Raw genomic sequence first — 21983 nt, forward strand, 5'->3', positions numbered from 1 at the left:
TGAAAATCAAAAATTGTTTTTGATGCTCGATGCTGTGAGTGCCCACACAGATTGCTTGATTCAAATTGTTAAAGAGCAGGGTCGATAACTATAACCCTCGCTGGGTTGCTTTGCAAGCCAGACCAGACGCGCACTGCGCCGTGCTGATGGAGGCGCATTATAGGGATATGATTCTCGCTGACAAGCGAAAACTCCGTGTTTTTTTGAAAAAGACGTTCAAGTGTTTAACTAACCACCAATCAGGATAAAAAGCGCCCCAACAGCAACCCAAAGGAAGCCCATCAAGGTCTCTTGAGCATTAGTTGCTGGTCCAGAGCGTCCGACTATAAAAATGGGTGCCAAAACGAAAAGGGCCCCTTGGGGCCCTTCGATATCACGCGGTATCTCTATATATCAGATAGAGAAGCTGGAACCACAGCCACAGGTGGTAGTGGCGTTGGGGTTGGTCACGGTGAAGCGGGAGCCTTCCAGACCTTCGGTGTAATCCACACTGCCGCCAACCAGATACTGCAGGCTCATGGGATCGATCACCATGGTGACCCCGCTCTTCTCGACCACGGTATCCCCTTCGTTGATCTTCTCATCGAAGGTGAAACCATACTGGAAACCGGAGCAGCCACCGCCCGTGATGTACACCCGCAGCTTGAGCTCGGGATTTTCTTCTTCGGTGATCAGGGTCTTCACCTTGTTGGCTGCCGCATCCGTCATCTGGATGGGCAACGGGGCTTCTGCTACTGCACTCATTACTGACCTCACAACCGTTAAATCCACAAACATGGAAACCGCGAAATTATCCAATACCCGACCATTCAGTTCAAGTATTCACCAAGCTTCTTACTGTACGGCCGGCACAGGTGCCGGTGGAGCGACCACCAGCGGCTTGATCACCTCGCCCCATTCGGCCAGCAGCTCCTGGGCCGGTTGCCGGCCATCCTTGCCGATGGTGATCCGTACCCGGTCTGGTACAAAGCCTTCCGGCAACTGCCAGTTACCTTCCAGCAGCTGGAAGTAACGCAGTGCATAGCGCCCCTCTCCTACTTTCATTCCCAGCTCACGGCTGCCGAGGGTTCTGGGCTTGTCACCCTGGCTTCCTTCCACCTTTATCTGGACCTGACCGCGGAACAGCTCGCGCTTCTTGGCGGGCTGGGTCAGCGCCAGCCGATAGTGATAGCGACCTGGAATGCTGGTCTCCTGCAGGGTGAGGTTGTCGATCACCACCCCCACCTGCTCGCCAGTGGGACGCATGATCCGCTCGAAGAAAGCCAGCTGGCGCTTCTGCTCCTGCACCTGGGCTTCCTGATCCTTGAGCGCCTGTTGCAACTGCTCGAATGCTGCCTTCTGGGTAGCCAGCAGGGTCTCCTTGATGCCAAGCTCGCTCTTGAGCTGGCCAATGGCCTTGGCCTGGCGCTCCAGCGTCTCCTGCTGAACCGTCAACAGGCTGCTCTGGGCCAGCTCCTGGCGATTACCGACGAAATAACCGATGAGCGCCCCCATCATCAGCACTGCCAACCACTTCATTATCTGGGACATAAGGCCTCTTTTGTTACTGCGCATACTGCGGCCACGCTCCCTTCACTATACGCGACCCAAGCAGATTCAGGCCGGCAGACAAAGAGTTAACCGGCACTGGCGCCGCTTTCTCCCCGCTTTTGACGCGCCGCGAGCCGTAAAGTTCGCTCCAGGATCTGGGAATAGATGGGGCGGCCTCCCAACCACTGGGCCACCAGGGTCGCACCGACCGTGGTGATCATCATGGGCAGGATCAGCTGATAGTTGTCGGTCATCTCGGTCACCAGCACTATGCCGGTGATGGGTGCACGTACGGTGGCGGCAAACAGCGCCCCCATACCGGCGATGGCAAAGGCGCCCGGTTCGATGCCAAGTTCGGGGAAGGCCGAGTGGAACAGGTGACCGAACACCACCCCGAACAGGGTGCCAAGGGCCAGGGTCGGCGCAAATACCCCACCCGGCGCGCCGGAGCAGAAACAGATCAGAGTGGCCACCAACCGGATGGAAAAGATGAGGAACAGGGTGGCCATCGCATACTCCCCGCCCATCAGGTGAGGGATAAGTTCGGTGCCACCGCCGGTCACCGCCGGGGCGAACAGCGACAGCACGCCGAAGGTGCCTGCCACCAGCATGCCGATGGCCACGAAGCGATGGCGCTTGTTTTGATGCAGAGCCAGATAACCATCCTGACAGGCCAGCACCAGCTTGTTGAAGACGAACCCCAGCACGCCGAAAGCGGCCCCCATGAAGAGGAACAGCCAGAGCGCCTTGAGGGCCGGGGCGTCGTAGTGAGGCAAGCTGATCACGGCCCCCTGCCCCTTCATGTTCTGCAGCATCAGGGTCGCCATGATGGCAGAGATGCCCACCGCCTTGATGGCCAGAAAAGAGTAGCGAAACTGCGGACGCATCTCCTCCATCACGAACAGGATCCCCGCCAGCGGCGCATTGAAGGCTGCGGCCAGACCGCCGGCCGCACCGGCCGCCAGCAGGGCATGGCCGTGCTCCTTGGGCAGCCGGAAGATATCCGCCACCATCTTGCCGAGGTTGCCGCCGATCTGCACCGAGGGCCCCTCCCGCCCCAGCACCATGCCGGAGCTCAGGGTGCAGATACCGCCGAAGAACTTGACCGGCAACACCCGCCACCAGCGCACCGGCCGCAGTTCGTCCATGGCGCCCTCGATCTCGGGAATGCCGGAGCCCCCCGCCTCCGGCGCAAAGGTGTGGGTCAGGAAATAGCCGATCATCCCCAGCAGGGCGCTGAAACCGAAGCCGAGCAGACCGAGCTGCCACCAGGGGCGATCGGCCAGCAGATCAATGCGCTGCTGCGCCAGCCAGTGGACGCCGGACTCGAACAGTCCACAGACCAGCCCGGCCAGGGTACCGACCAGTGCCGCCAACAGCAGCACCAGCAGAGGCATCTTGTCTTGATGAATGATCCGCCGCAGGACAGGGCCACGAGGAGGCGAGAGCGGTTCGGCAGAGGAGAAAGCTTGTTGCGACATGAAAAAAACCACATTCGTTTGCTGACGGAGGTGACGACATCCAGCCTGCTGCCCGGCTGCCCAGCACCGGGCCTTTCTGCTATAGTCGGCCCGTTTCATTTAACACGGGGCAGTCCTTGGCCAGGGAGTCAAGAGCGCAAGCATACTCCAGCTCCCCCCGACTGCCGAGCCGCAATCGGCCACCTGCCCCTGTGTGACGACCAAAATCCCATTAAGGATGATCCATGTCAAAATCAGATCAGCTGTTTGAACAGGCCCGCCAGACCATTCCGGGCGGCGTCAACTCACCGGTCCGCGCCTTCAATGGGGTCGGCGGCACACCCCGCTTCATCGATCACGCCGATGGCGCCTACCTCTATGACGTGGACGGCCAGGCCTACGTGGATTACATCGGCTCCTGGGGCCCCATGCTGCTGGGTCACAACCACCCGGCCATCAAGGCTGCCGTCATCAAGGCCGTCGAGAAAGGGCTGAGCTACGGCGCCCCCACCGAGATCGAAGTGCTGATGGCCGAAAAGGTACGCCAGATCGTCCCCTCCATGGAGCAGGTGCGGATGGTCAACTCCGGCACCGAGGCCACCATGAGCGCCATACGGCTGGCCCGCGGCTACACCGGCCGCGACAAGATCGTCAAGTTCGAAGGCTGCTACCACGGCCACGCCGACTCCCTGCTGGTCAAGGCCGGCTCCGGCGCCCTCACCCTGGGTCAGCCCAACAGCCCGGGCGTGCCGGCCGACTTTGCCAAGCACACTCTCACCTGTGTCTATAACGATCTGGACTCGGTACGCGAGGCCTTCAGCCAGTACGGCAGCGAGATCGCCTGCATCATCGTCGAGCCGGTGGCCGGCAACATGAACTGCATCCCGCCGGTACCTGGTTTTCTGGAAGGGCTGCGCGCCATCTGTGACGAGTTTGGCGCCCTGCTGATCCTGGATGAGGTGATGACGGGTTTTCGCGTCTCCCTGCGCGGCGCCCAAGGCCACTACAACATCGACCCGGATCTCACCACCCTCGGCAAGATCATCGGTGCCGGCATGCCGGTCGGCGCCTTTGGCGGCAAGAAGAAGGTGATGCAGCACATCGCTCCGACCGGCCCGGTCTATCAGGCAGGCACTCTCTCCGGCAACCCGGTGGCCATGGCCGCCGGCCTCACCATGCTGGATCTGCTGCTGGAGCCGGGCCTCTATGAGCAGCTGAGCGACAAGACCGCCCGGGTTGCCGAAGGGCTCAAAGCCGCCGCCGCCAAACACGGCATCCCGCTCGCCATCAACTACGTGGGCGGCATGTTCGGCTTCTTCTTTACCGACGAGACCGAGATCACCCGCTATGAGCAGGTGACCCGCTGCGACATGGAGCGCTTCAAGCGCTTCTATCACCTGATGCTGGAAGAGGGCGTCTATCTGGCGCCGAGCGCCTACGAGGCGGGTTTCCTGTCGCTGGCCCACGGCGACAAGGAGATCGAACACACCCTGGCTGCCGCCGAGCGCAGCTTCGCCAAGCTGGCCGGCTAAGCCGTCGCCATCTGTCGCACAAGGGCCCTTCACGGGCCCTTTTTCATCCTCCCCTCGCCATGCCCGCTGCCGGTGCAATCTGCCCGTCGGCAACCGTGATTTGTCACCAAACGGTGCAACCCCCACCACAGTCGTTGTCATAAAGCAGGCCTACAATTTGCAGCCGTCAGCAAGACCCACCCTTTGTGAGCGAGGTAGGTATGGCGGAAATGAGCCCCATCGATGTGTTGCGACGCTATCAGGAGTACGAAGCCGAACTGGCCCCCCTGCTGCTGGGGCTGTTGACGGCGCCACCCGATTCACTCAAGGATTACCCCTTTATCCTGCATCAGGCCCTCAGCCGGGAACCGCTCGGGATCCTGCCGCCAGTGCCGGCGCCGCAAGCCCGTTTGCATCTGATAGTGAGAGGTCATGGCCGTGAACTGACCCTCTGCCTGAACCAACTTATCGCCTGGCTGATGGGGGACAGGGAGCGGCGCCGGGCCATGCCCTGGTTCAAGGGGTTTATGTGGTGCTGAGTCTGGCGCTGTTTCTGATCGTCGCGACGCTTATCTGGCACGGGCTGGAGCAGCTCTACCTGCTGCTGTGCGGGGAGCAGCAGAACCGGCTGGGGGCCTTCAGCGCCATCATCTTTCTGACCCTGGCGCTGGCAGTATTCGACTTGGGCAAGACCATTCTGGAAGAGGAGGTGCTGCTGCATAAGGACATCTTTCGCCACAGCGCCATTCGCCGCACCATTACCCGTTTCATCGCCGCCATTCTGATCGCGGTATCCATCGAGGGGCTGTTGTTGCTGTTCAAGGGTTCGCTCGGCCAGAGCGAACTGCTCTGGCCGGCGGTGGGGGTGATGGGGTGCGCCGTGGGGCTGCTACTGGCCCTCGGGCTCTATGTGTTTCTGGGGGCAAGGGCCGAGGCGGCGCTGGTGCAGGCCAGCCTGCGACCGTTGCCAGCCGGGGTTGTGGCGCCCGTCGCGCCGCCCGCCAAGAAGCGGGCATGGTCCAGGAGGTATAGATAGCGCCAAAGGCCTGCAACCACTTCAATACTCCGCGGCCAGCACCGGCACGCGCCGCACTCGCTAACCAGTGACGCCTGCCAGCCGGGGTTGTGGCGCCCGCCGCGCCGCCCGCCAGGAAGCGTACATGGTCCAGGAGGTATAGATGACGATGAAGGCCACCAGCCATTTGAGCATCGCCATGTCCATGGATTTGACCAGCATGGCCGCCAGCACCACGCCGACCGGACCGAAGATGGCCACCGCCAGCACAGCCTTGGCGTCGAAGGCCCCCTTGCGGATGAAGGTGCCCGCCGAGAAGACGCTGAGCACGGCAGTGGAGCCCATCATGATGGGGAAGGCCGCCAGCGGGTTCATGCCGAGCAGATAGACCAGGGTCATGCAGGGGGCGAACAGGCCTATGCCCACGTTCATCAGCACACCGAAGAGGAAGTTGCCGGCGAGCGCTATCCCGAGCTTGTAACCGGTCAGCCCCATGGCGTCGCCACCGAGGGGGAACAACCCCAACAGGCCGGCGAAGATGAGGCCGGCCACCACCAGCAGGGAGACCGCCATCACCAGCCGGATGGTCTGGCGATCGAACGAGGCGACGTGGCGCGCCCCCCAGGCCGCGCCGGCAGCGGCGGCCACCATCATGCCGATGAGGGTGAGCGGATCTACCTGCACGGCGCCGATGAAGATCAGCGACTGGGTGACCGTCGGCAACACGCACTGGCCGTTGAGGGTGCCCGGCAGCAGCCGATCGTCGATCAGCTTGAACTGCTTGTAGCAGGCGGTCTTCACCGCGAAGCTGCCGACCCCCAGGGTATCGAGAAAATTGGCGACAAAACCGATGGCCGCCACCGGCCAGAAGGGGGTCGACTCCAGCGCACCCTGCTGCCGCTTGTGCCACCAGGCCCGTACCAGCATGAAGATGAACGCCAGCGCACAGATGATGAATATCAGGCGCAAAAGATTAATTAACATACAGAGTTCTCCAGCAACGGGCGGCGATTCTAAGGCAGCAAAAATAAAAAATCTTGGCCCTGATCAAGCATTCATCCCTTGCAAACGATTCCTTGGAGAAACTCTTGTTAGGCACGCCCGAACGAATCTGCTAATACTTCTCTATGAGGGCCAGCAGGCCTGGGGCCGCCGGTGGTAGTCATGGTCATTTCGCGACGACCACAGTCACCGGCGGGAAGTAGACAAAAAGAAGGCCGGTATGCACCGACCTTCTTTTTTATTGCTGACTCGCCGGCGTTTTGCCCGCCAGCCACTGCCAGCCCGGCAGGCGTGGCAGCCGCTGGGCGATCCAGCCGATCAGCGCATCCGACAATCCGGTCGACAGCAACAGCGGCAGACAGAGCAGGGTCAAGGAGAGGGCGCCGACATAGACATCCGTCAGCCAGTGGGCACCGGAGAGGATGCGGGGCGCCGAGAACAGCGGCACCATCAGCAGCGCCGTCACCCCGGCCCAGCGTGGCAGATAGCGCAGGGCAAAACCGGCGAAGATCATCAGGAACAGGGCGTGATCGCCGGGGAAGCTGTCGCTGGACGAATCCTTGGTCGGGATCCCGCTGAGCTGGGTGACCCGCAGTGCATCAGCCACCATCAGGGTCGGACTGGGCCGGCTGACCGGCAGCAGATGACCAAACTGGTTGATCACCAGGGCCCCCAGCAACATGACACACCCCATGGCCACCAACCGGCGACGCCCCTGCTCGTCCGCACGCCAGAAGCAGCGGGAGAGGATAAGCCCCATGCAGGAGAGCACCGCCAGATCGAACAACCGGTTGTTGGTCACCGCCACCAGATCGGCCCACCATTGGGCCTGACCCAGCCAGCCATTGACCAGATGGAAGACGACGAGATCCCACTGATCCCAGGGGCCGTGCTCAGGCAGAGCGGCCCAGCTGACGGCGATGAGACCACCCAACAGATAACAGGGTATAAATTTGCGCATAAGGACTCTCCTCCCCGAAAAATGGGGCCGTATTTTAGAACATAAGAAGCGTGACGTGAATCACACAAATGAGGGAGGAAGCAAAGTTCATGGGGAAAACAGCGCGGCAAAACAGGTTCCGTTTAAGCCATCCCTGGAATGTTCCGATCCAGATGGCGGGCTTGGCCGTCCCCGACCTTGCGGCTAGTATGGAGCTCTTCCCTTTCGCGAGATGAACAGCAATATGCGCAGCTACCTCAGGATGATGCTGTTTGCCCTTGGCCTGCTGGCCGGTGTGCAGATCCCGGGTCTGATCGACCTCTACTACCAGCGGCTGGATGCCCGTCTACAACAGGCCAGCCTCAGCCTTGCCCCCTTTCAGGAGACGGCAGACCAGCACTTCGACGGCGATCTGACGGCCCTGGTCAACCACTACCGCACCAACCCGGATCCGGTCTTCGCCAAGGATGCGGCCAGCCTGCAACTGCTGGTCAGCCAGCGTCAGACCCTGCAGCAGGAGAGCGTCTACAAGGATGCCTCCTGGTACCGGCAGCTCTCCCACCTGCTGCTGCGTGCCGAGCCCCAGCTCTGGCAGGATACCCTGCAAAACTACAGCTACGTGGTACCGCTCAAGCAGGCCGCCATCGTCTGCGGCATGGCGGCGGGCTTGCTCGCGGCCCTTGTCGGCGATCTGCTGCTCGGCCTCCTGCTGCTGCCGTTTCGCCAGCGCCAGCCCAGGGTACGCTACGGCCAGCGCTGATCCCTCAGCCAGTCCCCGCCAACAACAAGGGGGCCCGCGGCCCCCTTGTTGTCTCTTGCTCTCCCCTACAGCTCGTAGGGCAAGCGCGATTCGCTGACCAGCCGGTTGAGCGCCTTCACCACCTCGGGATCGAACTGACTGCCTGAGCGCGACATGATGTACTCCATGGTCTGGGCCAGCGACCAGGGCTCCTTGTAGGGGCGTTTGCTGAGCAGGGCGTCAAACACGTCGACCACCGCCACGATGCGGGCCGACAGCGGGATCTGCTCGCCGGCCAGCTGCTCCGGGTAACCCTTGCCATCGAAGTGCTCATGATGGCCGCGGGCGATCTCGGCCCCCAGCGACAGATAGCTGGTTCCCTCCACCATCTCCCCCGCCTTGTGCAATATGCTGGCGCCGATGTCCGCATGCTGCTCCATGATGGCCCGCTCGTCCGGCTCGAACCGGCCAGGCTTGTGCAGGATGTGGTCCGGCGTGCCCACCTTGCCCACGTCGTGCAGTATGCTGGCCATGCCGATCATGTCGACGAAGCCGGGGGTCAGCTCGTCGGGATAGGCCCCCGCCTGTTGCAGCTCGGCCACGATGGCGTCGGAGAGCTTCTGCACCCGCAGCACGTGATCGCCGGTATCCGAATCGCGAAACTCCGCCAGCGCCGCCAGCGCCACCACGGTGGCCTCCTGGGCGCGCAGCAGCTGGTTGTAAAGATAGAGGTTGTCGTATGCCGCCGAGATCCGCTGGCAAAACACGTCCAGCAGATCGCACTCGAGCGGGTCGAGCGGCTGAGTGGGGGTGAAGTTGAGCACGAACTCGCGCCCGTTCTGGGCGGCGATGTAGAGCGCATCCTGGGGATGCTCGAAGCGGTTGCAGCGATTGGCCAGCGCACTCATCACAGAGTCGTGCAGGGCTGGGAAGGCAGTGAGCGGCACGTCGCTCAGCAGGGATTCATAGTCACCGGTAGCGGCCAGGATCTCCAGCTCCTGCGAGCCGGGCCGGCGTTCGGCGCAGATGGCACCTTCGGTGCCCACGTCGAGAATGGCGCTGATCTGCTTGAGCACGCCGGAGGCAAACTCCCTGAGCGAATGCAGGTGATAGAGATCCCCCGCCCCCTCCAGGATCTTGCCGAGCCCCTGCCGGCTCTTGTCGATGGCGCAGAGGGTCTCGTAGGAGCGCAGGGAGGCGATGACGGTGGTGTAGAGCTTCTGCACCGTCAGCTCGGTCTTGGTCTTGTAGTCGTTGATGTCGTAATCGAGGATCACCCGCTGCTCGGGAGCCTGCCCGGGCTGGCCGGTGCGCAGCACGATGCGGACCAGGCCGTTCTTCATCTCGTTGCGGATCTGGTGTACCAGCCGCAGGCCGGCGTCCTCGGTCTCCATTACCACGTCGAGCAGGATCAGGGCGATGCGCGGGTTGGCTTGCAGCATGCGGGCAGCCTCGGCACCGCTGTAGGCGTTGAGCAGGGCTAGCGGGCGGGATTTGTACTGAATGTTGGAGAGTGCCAGCCGGGTGGCATGATGAATGTCCGGTTCGTCATCGACGATCAGCACCTGCCAGGGATTAGCCATCCTGGTCACCACGGCCTCATCGTCATCCAGCTCGATGATGTCGTCATCCAGCCAGATCTCGTCCTTGTCTTGGGCACTGCTCATATCGTTCACGCCTCCAGGCGCTGCATGAGGGTACAGACAGTATGTACCATCAGGCCACGATGGATCACAAGCCCCGCGCGATCCGCCTGCCACCATCCATGAACAGATGACTCACTCGAACGGTTCGAGATAGGCCTGGATCGCCTTGCGCAGCCAGGCCAGCACCCTGCCGTGATAGGCATTTTCCGACAGATAGACGCCGTAGTCCCGCCACTGCAGGCTGAACTTGTGCTTGAGGGTGAGCAGGGAGCCTTGGCGCAGCTGACTCTGGATCAGCGGCGACGGCAGCACGGCCCAGCCGAGGCCGTCGAGCACCGCATCGCGCATCAGCTCGAAACTCGACAACCCGATGTGGTGGCCGCCGATGGGCAACAGGCTCTTGACCGAGAATTCATCCACGTAGGAGAGGGTGACCTGGGTGTGGCCGGTCAGATCCTGCTGCAGTACCCGCTTCAGGCTGGCCAGCGGATGACTCGGCGCCACCACCATCAGGGTGCGGATCGGGTTGAGCACCTCGATGTTGAGGCCGCTGCGCTCCTGCTCCTCGGTGATGAGGCCGAAAGCGGCGTCGACAAACCCCTCCTCCACCAGCGCGGGCAGCTCAGGCGGCGAGGCCAGCACCAGCGAGATGCTGGTGCCGGGAAACCGGTGACGCAGCTGGCCCAGCATCTCCCGCCACACCGCCTCGGGAATGGCGTCATCCCGCGCCACCCGCAGCGCCACCTCGGCGCCGGAGGCGTAATGTTCGCACTTGAGCTTGAGACTGTTGGCCGCCTGCAGCAGCCGCTTGCAGTCGTCCAGCACCTGCTCGCCAATCTCGGTCAACCGACTCTGGTTGGCCCCTCGTTCAAAAAGTTCGACGCCAAGCTCCACCTCCAGTGCCGCTATCGCCGTACTGACCGCGCTGCGACTCTTGCCAAGCCGGCGCGCCGTGTTGGCGATGGAGCCACTACTGGCTGATTCCACAAAGAGTTGTATCTGGTAGAGCTTCATGATCCGGGTCGAGAGCTGGGTATCCGATATTCACCTTACCTCGCCCGCTTCTGCCAAGGCAAACCGTCAGCGTCTGAATTGCCGACGCTCAGCGATTCCAGCCTCCCGCCGGGTGGCGGCTATCATGGCCCCGTCGCAGCAACAAAAGGACATTTTATGTTATTCAATCGCATGCTCCTGGCCCGCATCTTCCTGACGGGCGCCATCCTGACCGAGGTCGCCGGCACCTCCAGCATGGCCATGATCCCGGAGAACGAAGCCGGCTGGCTCAACTACCTGCCCATGTGGCTGCTCATCTCCTTCTCCTACCTGTTGTTGGCCAAAGCCGCCAAAACAATCTCCATTGGCATTGCCTTCGCGCTCTGGGAGGGGCTGGGGATCGCGCTGATCACCGTCGTCTCCGTGCTGTTCCTCGACTACCAGCTGAATGCTCAGGAGTTGATCGGACTGGCGCTGGCCATAGTGGGGATTGTTCTGGTGACGATGGGCGAGCGCCACGATGAACCGGCCGCTCGCACACCCCGTGCCAACGAGGAGGCCGTATGCACCCGCTGATGATAGTGCTGGGCGCGGCCTTGCTGGATATCGGCGCCAACATGGCGATCAACCGTTCGGTCGGTTTTCGTCACAAGGGGTGGGGATTCCTCGGCATCCTGCTGGTGCTGTGTGCCTTCACCCTGCTGTCGGAAGCGGTCAGCACCGGCAAGATCGATCTGGCCGTGGCCTACGCCACCTGGGGTGCCATCGGCATTCTGGGCACCGCCCTCGGCGGCCTGCTGCTGTTTGGCGAGCGGCTCAAGCCCATCGGCTGGGTCGGCATGCTGGTGATGGCCGTCGCCGTCACCCTGCTCACCACTGCCTGATCCCGAGATTGCATCCATGAAAAGCAGCCGCCCGGCACACCGGGCGGCTGCTTGTTTTTGGGCATGGCTTCATGACGGCGAGCGTCTCGTCACCAGGCTTCGTAAAGCTCCAGCGGCAGGCCGTCGGGGTCGGCGAAGAAGGTAAAGCGGCGGCCGGTCAGCTCGTCCACCCGCACCGGCTCCACCTCGACGCCATGGCCACGTAGATGAGCGATGACCCGGTCGAGATCCGAGACCCGAAAGGCCAGGTGACGCAAGCCGCACGCCTCCGGCCGGGAAGGGCGCGGGGGCGGCGCCGGGAAGCTGAACAGCTCCAGCTGGCTGCCGTCCGGCAGCGCCAGATCCAGCTTCCACGACTGGCGCTCCTCGCGCAGCGTCTCGGCGATGATGGGCAACCCCAGCACCTGGTGGTAGAAGTGGCGCGAGCGCACATAATCGCTGGCGATGATGGCCACGTGGTGGATGGCATCAAACAGAGGATGTGACATGAGCACTCCTGGCAGACAGGCAGCCTGAGCTACCCGCCGCGGTCAGTTGAAGAAACCGTTGAACCAGTTGTCCAGCGCATTGACCGGGCTGGACACCGGAGTGGCACAGCTCATGGGCTCGGCCAGCCCGGCCAGCTTGGCCGGCACCTGCAGACTGCCGGGGCAGTCGCTGGCAACCCGGGCGCCGCTGGTGCGAGAGAAACTGGCCCAACTCACCCCCTGTGGCATGTTCATGGCCAGGCTGTTGACCCCGCGCTGGCTCATGTAGCCGCTGAACAGCTGCAGGGCGCCGCTGGCACCTGTCAGGCCAGCCGGGGTGTTGTCATCGCGACCGACCCAGATGCTGACCAGCTCATTGTTGTCGAGGCCGGTGAACCAGGAGTCGCGCAGCTCGTTGGTGGTGCCGGTCTTGGCCGCCATGGTGGCGCCGGGGAACTTGGCACCGAGCGCCCTCGCCGTGCCCTGGCTCACCGTCTTGGTCATGGCGAAAAGGGTCAGCCAGCTGGCCTGCTCGTCGGTCACCCGCTTGGCCGCCTCATCATGCTGATAGAGCTTGCTGCCGTCGCTGTTGACAACGGCCCGGATCGCCGACAGCGGCTGGGTCAGCCCCTGGTTGGCGATGGGCAGGTACATCTGGTTCACCTCCATCGGCGAGAGCGCCACCGCCCCCAGCACCAGCGACGGATAGGGCTGGATCTCCTGCTCCACCCCCAGCTTGTGCAGGGTGTCCACCACCTTGTCCAGCCCCACCTGCAGCCCCAGATTGACGGTCGGCACGTTGAGGGAGCTGGCCAGCGCATCCATCAGCGGCACGCTCTGGCGGAACTTGCGGTCGTAGTTTTGCGGGGTCCAAATCTGGCCATCCTTGCCGCGAATGCGGATCGGCTGATCCTTGAGCGGCGTGCCCAGAGTCAAGCCGTTGGAGAGACCGGTCAGGTAGACCGCGGGCTTGACCAGCGAGCCTATCTGGCGACGGGCATCCAGCGCCCGGTTGAAGCCGGCGTAGCGCGGATCCCGGCCACCCACCATGGCCACCACCTCGCCCTTGTGCCAATCGGAGACCACCATGGCCGCCTCCAGCTTCTTCTTGCCACGCTGCTTCTCGATGGTGGCCAGACCCGACTCCACCGCCTGCTCGGCGGCGTGCTGGGCGATGGGATCCAGGCTGGTGAAGATCTTGAGGCCGGACTGCTTGAGCAGATCAGGGCCGAAGCGGCTCTGGATCTCCCGCTTGAGCAGCCCCATGAAGGCCGGGGTGCGGCCATAACTCATCTGGCCGCGGGTAATGATGCCGAGCGGCTGCTTGCTGGCCAGGGTGTATTCAGCCTGGGTCAGACTACCGTGATCCATCAGCAGCTTGAGCACCAGATCACGGCGCGCCTTGGCCCGCTCCGGGAAGCGCCAGGGATCGTAATAGGAGGGGCCCTTCACCATGCCCACCAGCAGGGCCACCTGATCGATGTCCAGCTCGTTGACCGGAATACCGAAGTAGAAGTAGGAGGCAAGCCCGAAGCCATAGACCCCCTGGGAGAAGTTCTGCCCCAGATAGACCTCGTTGAGGTAGGCTTCCAGGATCTCGTCCTTGCTGTAGCGATAGTCGATGAGCACCGCCATGTAGGCTTCCTGCGCCTTGCGCCACAGGCTGCGTTCCCGGGTCAGGAAGAAGTTCTTGGCCAGCTGCTGGGTCAGGGTACTGCCGCCCTGCACGGTGCGCCCCGCCAGCAGGTTGGCCGCCATGGCGCGCATGATGGCCACCGGCGAGACGCCGCCGTGCTGGTAGAAGTCCCGATCCTCGGTGGTGAGCAAGGTCACCAGCAGGCTGTCCGGCACCTCGGCGAGGCGCACCAGCAGGCGATCCTCCCGATCCTCGGTGTTGAGGCGATCGAGCAGCACCGGGTCCATCTGGGCGTAACCGAGCTGACGCTGGTTCTCCAGCGACTGGATCCCCTCCAGCCGCGCACCGTTGAAGGTGAGGCGCAGGCCGCGGGCGCCGTCGGCCCCGTCATGGAAGGCAAACGGCCGGCGAACAAGCTCGATGCGATTGCCGCTCACCGCATACTCGCCAGGGGAGTGGGGCTGGCGCACCTGCTTGTAGCTCAGCATGTTGAGCTCGCGCAGCATCTGGGTCTGGGAGAGGCGCTGGCTGGGATAGAGCTCCAGCGGCCGGCTGTAGACCATCACTGGCAACTGCCACTTCTCGCCGTCGAAGCGTTCACGCACCTTGGTATCCAGGTAGATGCCAAACACCACCATGAAGGCCGCTCCCACCAGGGAGAGCTTGAAGCCCAGCCAGAACAGCGTGCGCCAGATGGTGCGTTTGGGCGCCACCTTCTTGGGAGTGCGCTTGCGTCGTTGCGTTGCCATAAATCCTCTTTGCTTCTCTTTCTACTTATGTTGTCGCATTCGCGAACGTCCGATCGGGCCTGACCAATCGAACCGGGATCCTGAGTTTCATTTCGTCAGACAAATGGATGCCCCCTCATTCCCAACCCTTCTCCCATCTCTTTGAAAAGGGAGAGGAAAAAGGCGCAAACACCCAGCTCGATCGGTTCCCTCTCTCTGGGAGAGCGTCAGGGTGAGGGGCGTCTGCTGGCGTTGGGCTTCGCCATGCCCGGCAGCAACCTACAACCCCATCTTCTTCTTGGTGACTCTGGTCGGCATCGCTTCCAGCGGGTTGTCCGGCCAGTAGTGGCGGGGGTAGCGTCCCTTCATCTCTTTTTTCACCAGCTCGTAGGAGCCGGCCCAGAAGGCGGCCAGATCGGCGGTGATCTGCAGCGGCCGCTGAGCCGGGGAGAGCAGCTCCACCACCAGCGCCACCCGGCCATCGGCCACGCACGGGGTCGTGGCCTGGCCGAACATCTCCTGGATGCGCACCGGGATCACCGGCGCCTGACCCGGCTGATAGCGGATCCGCACCCGGCTGCCGGTCGGCGCGGTGAAGTGGCCGGGCAGCGCCTCGTCCAGCCGTCTTGGCAGGGGCCAGGGCAGAGACTGGCGCAGGATGTCGGCAAGGTCGAGCTTTTTCAACTGCTCCAGCCGGGTCATGCCGCTCACCGCCGGCAGCAGCCACAGCTCCAGATTGGCCAGCAGGCTCTCGTCATCCATCGCGGGCCACCCCTCATCGGGCAGCCAGTCGCGGGCACAGCGCAGGCGGGCCAGCAGCCCTTCGCTGCTCTCGTCCCAAGGCAGCACATGCAGCCCCTTGCGGCGAATGCCTTGCAGCAGGCAGCGCCCCTTCTGCTCGTCAGAGAGTTCGGTCAGCGGTCGCTGGCTCAGCACCAGCTCGCCGATCACCTGCTGGCGTTCGGCCCGCACCCGCTCTTCCCGTTCATCCCAGTCGAACCACTGCCGCTCGCTCACCAGCTCCGGCAGCAGGCGTACCAGCTCGTCCAGATCGATCGGCTCGGCGATAAAGATGCGGCTACCGCGCTCGTTCTGTCCCATTTCGATGGCGATAAGGGCGGCCTGTCCCTGACAGGGATGACCTTCTACCAGATCGCAGCTCACCCCACCACTGAGCTGATAGCGACTGCCGCTACGCAGTTTGCCAATGCGATCCGGCCAGGCGAGAGCACAGAGTAGCCCCAGCCACTGACCCTGCGCATTGGCAGGGCGCACGCCAAGCCGTTCAAACCAGCGGGCCGCGCTCTGGCGCAGGGCACTTTGACGGCGGTGGAACTGCACAGAGAGGCGCTCCGATCCTCGCAGATCTTCTTCCTGCAGCGCCACCAGGAAAGCCGCATCGGCGACAATCCCTGTCAGACCCTCGGCCTCCAGCTCGCGCACGCGCAGCAGCATGCGGGCAAGCCGGGGATGGGTACCGAAGGCCGCCATGGCGCGGCCGGCCGGAGTAAGTTGTTGCTCACCCTCCGGCTTCATGGCGCCGAGGGCCACCAGCAGTCGCTGGGCGCTGGCCACGGCGGCGGCCGGCGGCATGTCCAGCAGCGGCAGATCTTCGACCTTGGCCCCCCACTGGGCAGCGTCCAGCAGCAGGCCGGTCAGCTCCTGGGTGAGGATGTCGGGCGGGCTCTGCTCGGCGAGGCGCTCCTGCACCTCGCTGCTCCAGAGCCGGTAGCAGACACCGGGGCCGAGACGACCGGCACGACCCGCCCGCTGGGTGGCGGAGGCCTTGGCGATGGGGCGGGTCTCCAGCCGGGTGACACCGCTCTTGAGATCGAAGGAGGCGCGCCGCTCCAGCCCGCTGTCGACCACCACTGAGATCCCCTCGATGGTAAGGGAGGTCTCCGCCACATTGGTGGTGAGCACCAGCTTACGGCGCCCAGCAGGCGCAGGCTCGATGGCCGCCTGCTGGGCCGCCATGTCGAGACGGCCGTAGAGGGGGGCGAGGGTCACCTCATCCGGCAGTCGGCCCTCCAGCCACTGCACCAGCCGCTCGATCTCCCCTTGGCCCGGCAGAAACACCAGCAGGCTGCCGGGGTGGGCGGCCAGCGCCTCCAGCACCACGGCGCCGACCTGGGGCTCCAGCCACTGCTGGCGATTGGCGGGGCGGTAGTGGTAGTCGATGGGAAAACCGCGCCCCTCGGAGCGCACCACAGGTGCCTCCGGTAGCAGGGTCTCCAGCGCCATGCCGTCCAGGGTGGCAGACATCACCAAGAGCTTGAGGTCATCGCGCAGCCCCTGCTGGCTCTCGATGACGAAGGCCAGCGCGGTATCGGCGTGCAGGCTGCGCTCGTGGAACTCATCGAAGATGACCAGGGAGACGCCGGTGAGCTCGGGATCCTGCTGCAGCATCCGGGTCAGCACCCCCTCGGTGACGATTTCGAGCCGGGTCTGGCTGCTGGTGCGGCTCTCGCCGCGTACCCGCAGGCCAATGCGCTCGCCCACCTTCTCCCCGAGCTGGCGCGCCAGAAAGCCCGCGATATTGCGCGCCGCCAGGCGTCTGGGTTCCAGCATGATGATGCGACCGGGCAGCCGATGCTGGCGTACCAGCTCCAGCGGCAGCAGGGTCGATTTGCCCGCGCCGGGGGGCGCCTGCAGGATCACGCTGGCATGGTTGTCGATGGCGGCAAAGAGTGCGGGCAGCACCGACACTATGGGGAGAGAAGACAAAGGGATCAGCACCTTCTTGTAGCAAGCCGTAAAACGGCGCCTATTCTGCCACAGCCTGCCCGGCCACCGTGAGTGGATGTCGGCCGGCGAGACAGGAGCGGACGGCTGCCATAGAATGGGCCACCCGTCCGCATCAAAGAGGCACCCTCACCCGAATGGCCAAACTCTTCTTTGCCCTGCCCGCCGAGGCGCTGGCCGCCGATATCGTCGCCTGGCGCGATCAACTGCCCTGGCCGGGCCAGCCGGTCCCCGCCGCCAACCTCCACCTGACGCTGGCCTTCCTCGGTGAAGCGGATCAGATCACCACCACGCAGCTGATGGCCGCCGTCGAGCGCCAGCACTGTCCGCCGCTCACCATAGTGCTCAATGAAACCGGCTGGTTCGGCCGCGCCAAGGCCGCCTGGATTGGCCCGAAAGAGTGGCCCAACGAGCTGACAGTGCTGGCCAGGGCGCTGCGCCGCCACGGCGAGAAGCTGGGGCTTGGCAACGGCGAGCAGGGCTATCGCCCTCACGTCACCCTGTCGCGCAAGGCGAGCAAACCGCCGGCGCTGCTGCCCGCCCCCGACTTTGTGCTGCGGGCCGACCGATTCTGCCTCTATCAATCCATCTCGACCCCGGACGGGGTGCGCTACGAGCCCCTCGCCTGCTGGCCGCTGCGGGCCAGAGAGAAGATGGCATCCTGACCGGCTGCCATGCCCAGACTCATCGATTAAGAGAGCCATACCATGATCTTCGATCCCCCCCTGCAATCCGGGCAGCTGGTCGCCCGCTACAAGCGCTTCCTGACCGACGTGCGGCTCGACAACGGCGAGGTGATCACCATCCACTGCGCCAATACCGGCGCCATGACCGGCTGCGCCGAGCCGGGTACCCGGGTCTGGTACTCCACATCAAGCAACCCCAAGCGCAAGCTGCCCCACAGCTGGGAGATCGCCGAGAGCCCGGCCGGTCACTTCATCTGCGTCAACACGGCCCGCGCCAACCAGCTGGCCCGGGAGCTGATCGAGCAGGATGCCCTCGCCCCGCTGCGCGGCTATGCCAGGCTGCGCACCGAGGTGAAATACGGCGAAGAGAACAGTCGCATCGATCTGCTGCTGGAAGATGACCACCGGCCGGCCTGTTACATCGAGGTGAAATCGGTGACCCTGCTCGATGAGCGGGAGCAGCCCGGCATGGGCTACTTCCCCGATGCGGTAACCACCCGTGGCGCCAAGCACTTGCGTGAATTAATGGCCATGAAGGCGGCAGGGCACAGAGCCGTGCTGTTATTTATGGTTTTGCACTCCGGAATCGTGAGAATGCGCCCGGCAGCGCATATAGATCCGCACTATAGTCTGCTTATTGAGCAAGCAATTGCGGCAGGGGTTGAAATTTTATGCTATCGACCCCATGTTGGGGTGCAGAGCATGGTGGCGCAAGATTTTATCCCGTTTGAATCTTGTCACCTGCTACCCGAGGGCAACGAATAAATGTTGGAGTGGGTAACATTATTGGTACGGCTTGTTTGCCTCCAAGTTACCCTTCTGCTATAGATGTCGCCCTCAATTTATGGATGGCACGGGTAGCGTGCTGAATTAGGAGACAGGGCATGCCAACAGGCGAAAACAGGAAATCTCTGGGCCCCCTGGCCATTGCGGGTGTGGCGCCTTACCAGGAAAAACCGGGTGAGGAGTACATGAATGACCAACAAAAGGCACATTTTCGCAAGATCCTGGGAGCCTGGCGCAACCAACTGATGCAGGAAGTTGACCGCACCGTTGACCACATGAAGGATGAGGCTGCCAACTTTCCGGATCCAGTGGATCGCGCCGCGCAGGAAGAAGAGTTCGCGCTGGAACTGCGTACCCGCGACCGCGAGCGCAAACTGATCAAGAAGATCGAGAAGACCTTGCTGCTGCTCGAAGACGACGACTTCGGTTACTGCGAACACTGCGGCATCGAGATCGGCATCCGCCGTCTGGAAGCCCGTCCGACCGCCGACCTCTGCGTTGACTGCAAGACGCTGGCCGAGATCAAGGAAAAACAGATGGCCGGTTGATACCGACCTCTGGCATGACACAAAAAAGGGAGCTCGCGGGCTCCCTTTTTTATTGAGCTTTTGGCCGGGTCGTCCCAGAATGCTGCCTCAATGCCTTTTTTATCCGAATGACCATGTCCGTGAATGCCACCCCGTCATCCCCACCTCTCCCTTATATAGGCCGCTTTGCCCCTTCCCCTTCGGGTCCGCTCCATTTCGGCTCCCTGATTGCGGCGCTCGGCAGCTTTTTGCAGGCCAGGGCACAGCAGGGGCGCTGGCTGGTGCGCATCGAAGATATCGATCCACCACGGGAGATGGCAGGGGCCGCCGACCTTATCCTCAAGACCCTTGAGGCCCATGGCCTCGGGTGGGATGGCGAGGTGATGTACCAGAGCCGGCGTCACGCCCGCTACGACGAGATCATCGAGCAGCTCTACCGGGCCGGCGATCTCTACTGGTGTCGCTGTACCCGGCGCGAAATCATGGCGAGCGGCGGCTTTTACAACGGCCACTGCCGCACCCTCGGCCTGAGCGCAGAGGGCTGCGCCGCCCGCCTGCGCCAGCATCAACCGGTCTACGACTTCGAGGATGGCCTGCAGGGTCATATCGCGGTACCGGTGGCGCTGGCCGAGGAGGATTTCATCGTGCGCCGGCGCGATGGGCTCTACGCCTACAACCTGGCGGTGGTGGTGGACGACATGGATTGCGGCATCACCGAGATAGTGCGCGGCGCAGACTTGCTGGAGCCGACGGTGCGCCAGATTGCCCTCTACCAGACCCTGGGCGCCCCCGTGCCCGCCTGGGTGCATCTGCCGCTGGCGGTGCAGGCCGACGGCAACAAGCTCTCCAAACAGAATCACGCACCCGCGCTGGCACAGGACGAGGTGCGCCCGGCCCTGTGGCGAGCACTGTACTTCCTAGGTCAATGTCCGCCCCCCGAGCTGCTGGCCAGCCGGGTGGACGAGATCATCAACTGGGGCATCGCCCACTGGCAACTGGCCAGGGTGCCCGCCGGCGAGAAGATCCAGCTGGCTGATAACTGAGTCGCGCAGGCAATTTTGGGTTGATTGAACGTAAATAGCCGCTGTTGGCTGTGATTTTACCGGGATGATCCGCTTCAAACGAGATCAATTGCCAGCACGGTTTTTCATTTGGTTAGGCGTGAGCTATGATAGGCCGCTATTTTTTTGGCCTCCCGTCAATTTGAAGTCATAACGAGGTGTACCATTTTTTCCCAGATCGCAAACTTTTGCCGCAAGGTGCTCGGCAAGGAAGACGGCGAGCAGTCGGTGGAGTCCCCCATTCCGGCCCGTGTCGCCGGGCAACGTCGTACCTTAAGCCGTGACCAGCACCCGATTTCGCGCAAAGAGATCAGCGAGAATGCACTCAAGGTGCTCTATCGCCTGAACAAGGGTGGCTACGAAGCCTACCTGGTCGGCGGCGGGGTACGGGATCTGCTGCTCGGGAAGACGCCCAAGGATTTCGACATCGCCACCGATGCGACGCCGGAGCAGATCAAATCTCTGTTCAGCAACTGCCGCCTGATCGGCCGCCGTTTCCGGCTGGCCCACATCGTCTTTGGTCGTGACGTGATCGAAGTGGCCACCTTCCGCGGTCACCACCATCAGGTCAATACCAGCAAACATGTGTCGGCCCAGTCCGATGAAGGGATGCTACTGCGCGACAACGTCTACGGCACCATCGAAGAGGATGCCGAGCGCCGCGACTTTACCGTCAACGCCCTCTACTACAGCGCCAAGGATTTCACCCTGCACGATTTCGAGGGCGGGCTGGAAGACCTGGCCGAACGCAAGCTAGAACTCATCGGAGATCCCGAGACCCGCTACCGGGAAGATCCGGTGCGGATGCTGCGCGCCGTGCGCTTCGCCGCCAAGCTGGACATGACTATCAGCCCGCGCACCGCCGCCCCCATCAAGGAGCTGGCGCCGCTGCTGCAGGATATTCCGGCGGCTCGCCTGTTTGAGGAGACCCTCAAGCTGTTCCTGGCTGGCGATGCCCTGACCACCTACAAGCTGCTGCGCGAGTACGGCCTGTTCCAGCAGCTGTTCCCGCAGGTAGCCGCGCTGTTCACCCCGCACGGCAACTCGCCCTACGAGCAGTTCATCGAGCAGGCGCTGATCGATACCGACACTCGCGTTCGTGAAGACAAGCGCGTCACCCCCGCCTTCCTCTACGCCACCCTGCTGTGGGGCTGTGTCGAGGCCCGCGGCCGGGTGCTGGAGAACGAGAGCGGCCTGCCCTGGTATGACGCCTTCATGCTGGCGATCAACGAGGTGCTGGACAACCAGGTGCGGATCATCGCCGTCCCGCGCCGTTTCACCACCGATGTGCGCGACATCTGGGCCCTGCAGCAGCGGCTGACCCGCCGTCAGGGCCGCCACCCCGAGCGCGCCATGGAGCATCCCAAGTTCCGTGCGGCGTTCGACTTCCTGCTGCTGCGCAATCGGGTCGAGCGCGGTCTCGGCGAGCTGGCCAGCTGGTGGGAACGCTACGTGGAGTCCAACCCGGACGTGCGCCCGCAGCTGCAACGGGAAGCGACTCGCCGCCCGGCCAGCGGTGAGCGCGGTCAGAGCGGTGCGGCCCGCAGCAACGATGGCGAGAAACGTAGCAGCAATAGCCGCAACCGTCGTCGCCCCCGTCGTCGCAAACCGAAAGCGGCCGAGTGAC

At 63.3% G+C, this 21983-nt stretch carries 19 protein-coding genes and 1 pseudogene; 10 read left to right on the forward strand and 10 right to left on the reverse strand.

Translation table 11 applies throughout. The features are described from left to right. Window positions 1-393: 393 nt before the first annotated feature. The 3 genes from erpA to clcA form a co-directional block, all read right to left on the reverse strand. Entirely contained in the window at window positions 394-744 is a 351-nt protein-coding gene (gene erpA, locus G5134_RS19410; protein ID WP_005304404.1) for an iron-sulfur cluster insertion protein ErpA, read from the reverse strand. A gap of 90 nt (window positions 745-834) precedes the next feature. Next, complete coding sequence (locus G5134_RS19415; RefSeq protein ID WP_421232144.1) at window positions 835-1530, reverse strand: DUF6776 family protein; 696 nt, start codon at window positions 1528-1530, stop codon at window positions 835-837. A gap of 86 nt (window positions 1531-1616) precedes the next feature. Next, window positions 1617-3011, reverse strand: a complete 1395-nt coding sequence (clcA, locus tag G5134_RS19420) for a H(+)/Cl(-) exchange transporter ClcA (protein WP_017780538.1) — start codon at window positions 3009-3011, stop codon at window positions 1617-1619. A gap of 224 nt (window positions 3012-3235) precedes the next feature. On the opposite strand from clcA, the gene hemL reads away from it, so the two are divergent. Then, window positions 3236-4522: a glutamate-1-semialdehyde 2,1-aminomutase gene (gene hemL, locus G5134_RS19425; RefSeq protein ID WP_065017876.1), complete on the forward strand. Its 1287-nt coding sequence runs from the start codon at window positions 3236-3238 to the stop codon at window positions 4520-4522. A 200-nt stretch (window positions 4523-4722) separates the two neighbouring features. Next, window positions 4723-5537 (forward strand): annotated as a pseudogene (locus tag G5134_RS19430) (hypothetical protein). A gap of 60 nt (window positions 5538-5597) precedes the next feature. Here G5134_RS19430 and G5134_RS19435 read toward each other — a convergent pair. Together G5134_RS19435 and G5134_RS19440 are read right to left on the reverse strand one after the other, a co-directional pair. Then, window positions 5598-6500, reverse strand: coding sequence for a sulfite exporter TauE/SafE family protein (locus G5134_RS19435; RefSeq protein ID WP_017766317.1), 903 nt, complete (start codon window positions 6498-6500; stop codon window positions 5598-5600). A gap of 256 nt (window positions 6501-6756) precedes the next feature. Next, window positions 6757-7479, reverse strand: coding sequence for a phosphatase PAP2 family protein (locus G5134_RS19440; protein ID WP_065017875.1), 723 nt, complete (start codon window positions 7477-7479; stop codon window positions 6757-6759). 211 nt (window positions 7480-7690) lie between these two features. Between G5134_RS19440 and G5134_RS19445 the strand changes: the two genes are divergently transcribed. Continuing rightward, entirely contained in the window at window positions 7691-8218 is a 528-nt protein-coding gene (locus tag G5134_RS19445; RefSeq protein ID WP_065017874.1) for a DUF2937 family protein, read from the forward strand. Window positions 8219-8283: 65 nt separating this feature from the next. Here the strand turns inward: G5134_RS19445 and G5134_RS19450 are convergent, their stop codons facing one another. Both G5134_RS19450 and G5134_RS19455 read right to left on the reverse strand, forming a co-directional pair. Next, on the reverse strand, window positions 8284-9864 hold the full coding sequence (locus tag G5134_RS19450; protein ID WP_010636269.1) for a response regulator: 1581 nt from the start codon (window positions 9862-9864) through the stop codon (window positions 8284-8286). A gap of 111 nt (window positions 9865-9975) precedes the next feature. Beyond that, window positions 9976-10857 carry a LysR family transcriptional regulator gene (locus G5134_RS19455; protein WP_005304434.1) on the reverse strand — a complete coding sequence of 294 codons (882 nt, stop codon included), beginning with the start codon at window positions 10855-10857 and terminating at the stop codon, window positions 9976-9978. Between the two features lie 156 nt (window positions 10858-11013). On the opposite strand from G5134_RS19455, the gene G5134_RS19460 reads away from it, so the two are divergent. Both G5134_RS19460 and G5134_RS19465 read left to right on the forward strand, forming a co-directional pair. Beyond that, entirely contained in the window at window positions 11014-11412 is a 399-nt protein-coding gene (locus tag G5134_RS19460) for an SMR family transporter (protein ID WP_005304437.1), read from the forward strand. Further along, on the forward strand, window positions 11400-11720 hold the full coding sequence (locus G5134_RS19465) for an SMR family transporter (protein ID WP_005304440.1): 321 nt from the start codon (window positions 11400-11402) through the stop codon (window positions 11718-11720). The genes G5134_RS19460 and G5134_RS19465 overlap by 13 nt, the downstream gene beginning before the upstream one ends. An 89-nt stretch (window positions 11721-11809) precedes the next feature. On the opposite strand, the gene G5134_RS19470 is transcribed toward G5134_RS19465, so the two are convergent. From G5134_RS19470 to hrpB, 3 genes are all read right to left on the reverse strand, one after another. After that, the gene (locus G5134_RS19470) at window positions 11810-12208 is read right to left on the reverse strand and encodes a VOC family protein (protein ID WP_065017872.1); all 399 of its coding nucleotides are present in this window, start codon (window positions 12206-12208) and stop codon (window positions 11810-11812) included. A gap of 42 nt (window positions 12209-12250) precedes the next feature. Further along, window positions 12251-14572, reverse strand: coding sequence for a penicillin-binding protein 1B (gene mrcB, locus G5134_RS19475; protein ID WP_065017871.1), 2322 nt, complete (start codon window positions 14570-14572; stop codon window positions 12251-12253). A 258-nt stretch (window positions 14573-14830) separates the two neighbouring features. After that, window positions 14831-17278: an ATP-dependent helicase HrpB gene (gene hrpB, locus G5134_RS19480; protein WP_065017870.1), complete on the reverse strand. Its 2448-nt coding sequence runs from the start codon at window positions 17276-17278 to the stop codon at window positions 14831-14833. A gap of 155 nt (window positions 17279-17433) precedes the next feature. Between hrpB and thpR the strand changes: the two genes are divergently transcribed. From thpR to pcnB, 5 genes are all read left to right on the forward strand, one after another. Then, window positions 17434-17961 carry an RNA 2',3'-cyclic phosphodiesterase gene (gene thpR, locus G5134_RS19485; RefSeq protein ID WP_065017869.1) on the forward strand — a complete coding sequence of 176 codons (528 nt, stop codon included), beginning with the start codon at window positions 17434-17436 and terminating at the stop codon, window positions 17959-17961. Between the two features lie 42 nt (window positions 17962-18003). Next, complete coding sequence (sfsA, locus tag G5134_RS19490; RefSeq protein WP_065017868.1) at window positions 18004-18747, forward strand: DNA/RNA nuclease SfsA; 744 nt, start codon at window positions 18004-18006, stop codon at window positions 18745-18747. Between the two features lie 119 nt (window positions 18748-18866). Then, window positions 18867-19316 (forward strand): RNA polymerase-binding protein DksA, encoded by a 450-nt coding sequence (dksA, locus tag G5134_RS19495; protein WP_005304459.1) that lies wholly within the window; start codon window positions 18867-18869, stop codon window positions 19314-19316. A 113-nt stretch (window positions 19317-19429) separates the two neighbouring features. Then, window positions 19430-20338, forward strand: a complete 909-nt coding sequence (gene gluQRS, locus G5134_RS19500; RefSeq protein ID WP_065017867.1) for a tRNA glutamyl-Q(34) synthetase GluQRS — start codon at window positions 19430-19432, stop codon at window positions 20336-20338. Between the two features lie 144 nt (window positions 20339-20482). Further along, complete coding sequence (gene pcnB, locus G5134_RS19505) at window positions 20483-21982, forward strand: polynucleotide adenylyltransferase PcnB (RefSeq protein ID WP_017781508.1); 1500 nt, start codon at window positions 20483-20485, stop codon at window positions 21980-21982. Window position 21983: the final 1 nt, after the last annotated feature.

Origin of the sequence: Aeromonas sp. 600276 (assembly GCF_049175815.1) — a bacterium.
Taxonomy (GTDB): domain Bacteria; phylum Pseudomonadota; class Gammaproteobacteria; order Enterobacterales; family Aeromonadaceae; genus Aeromonas; species Aeromonas dhakensis.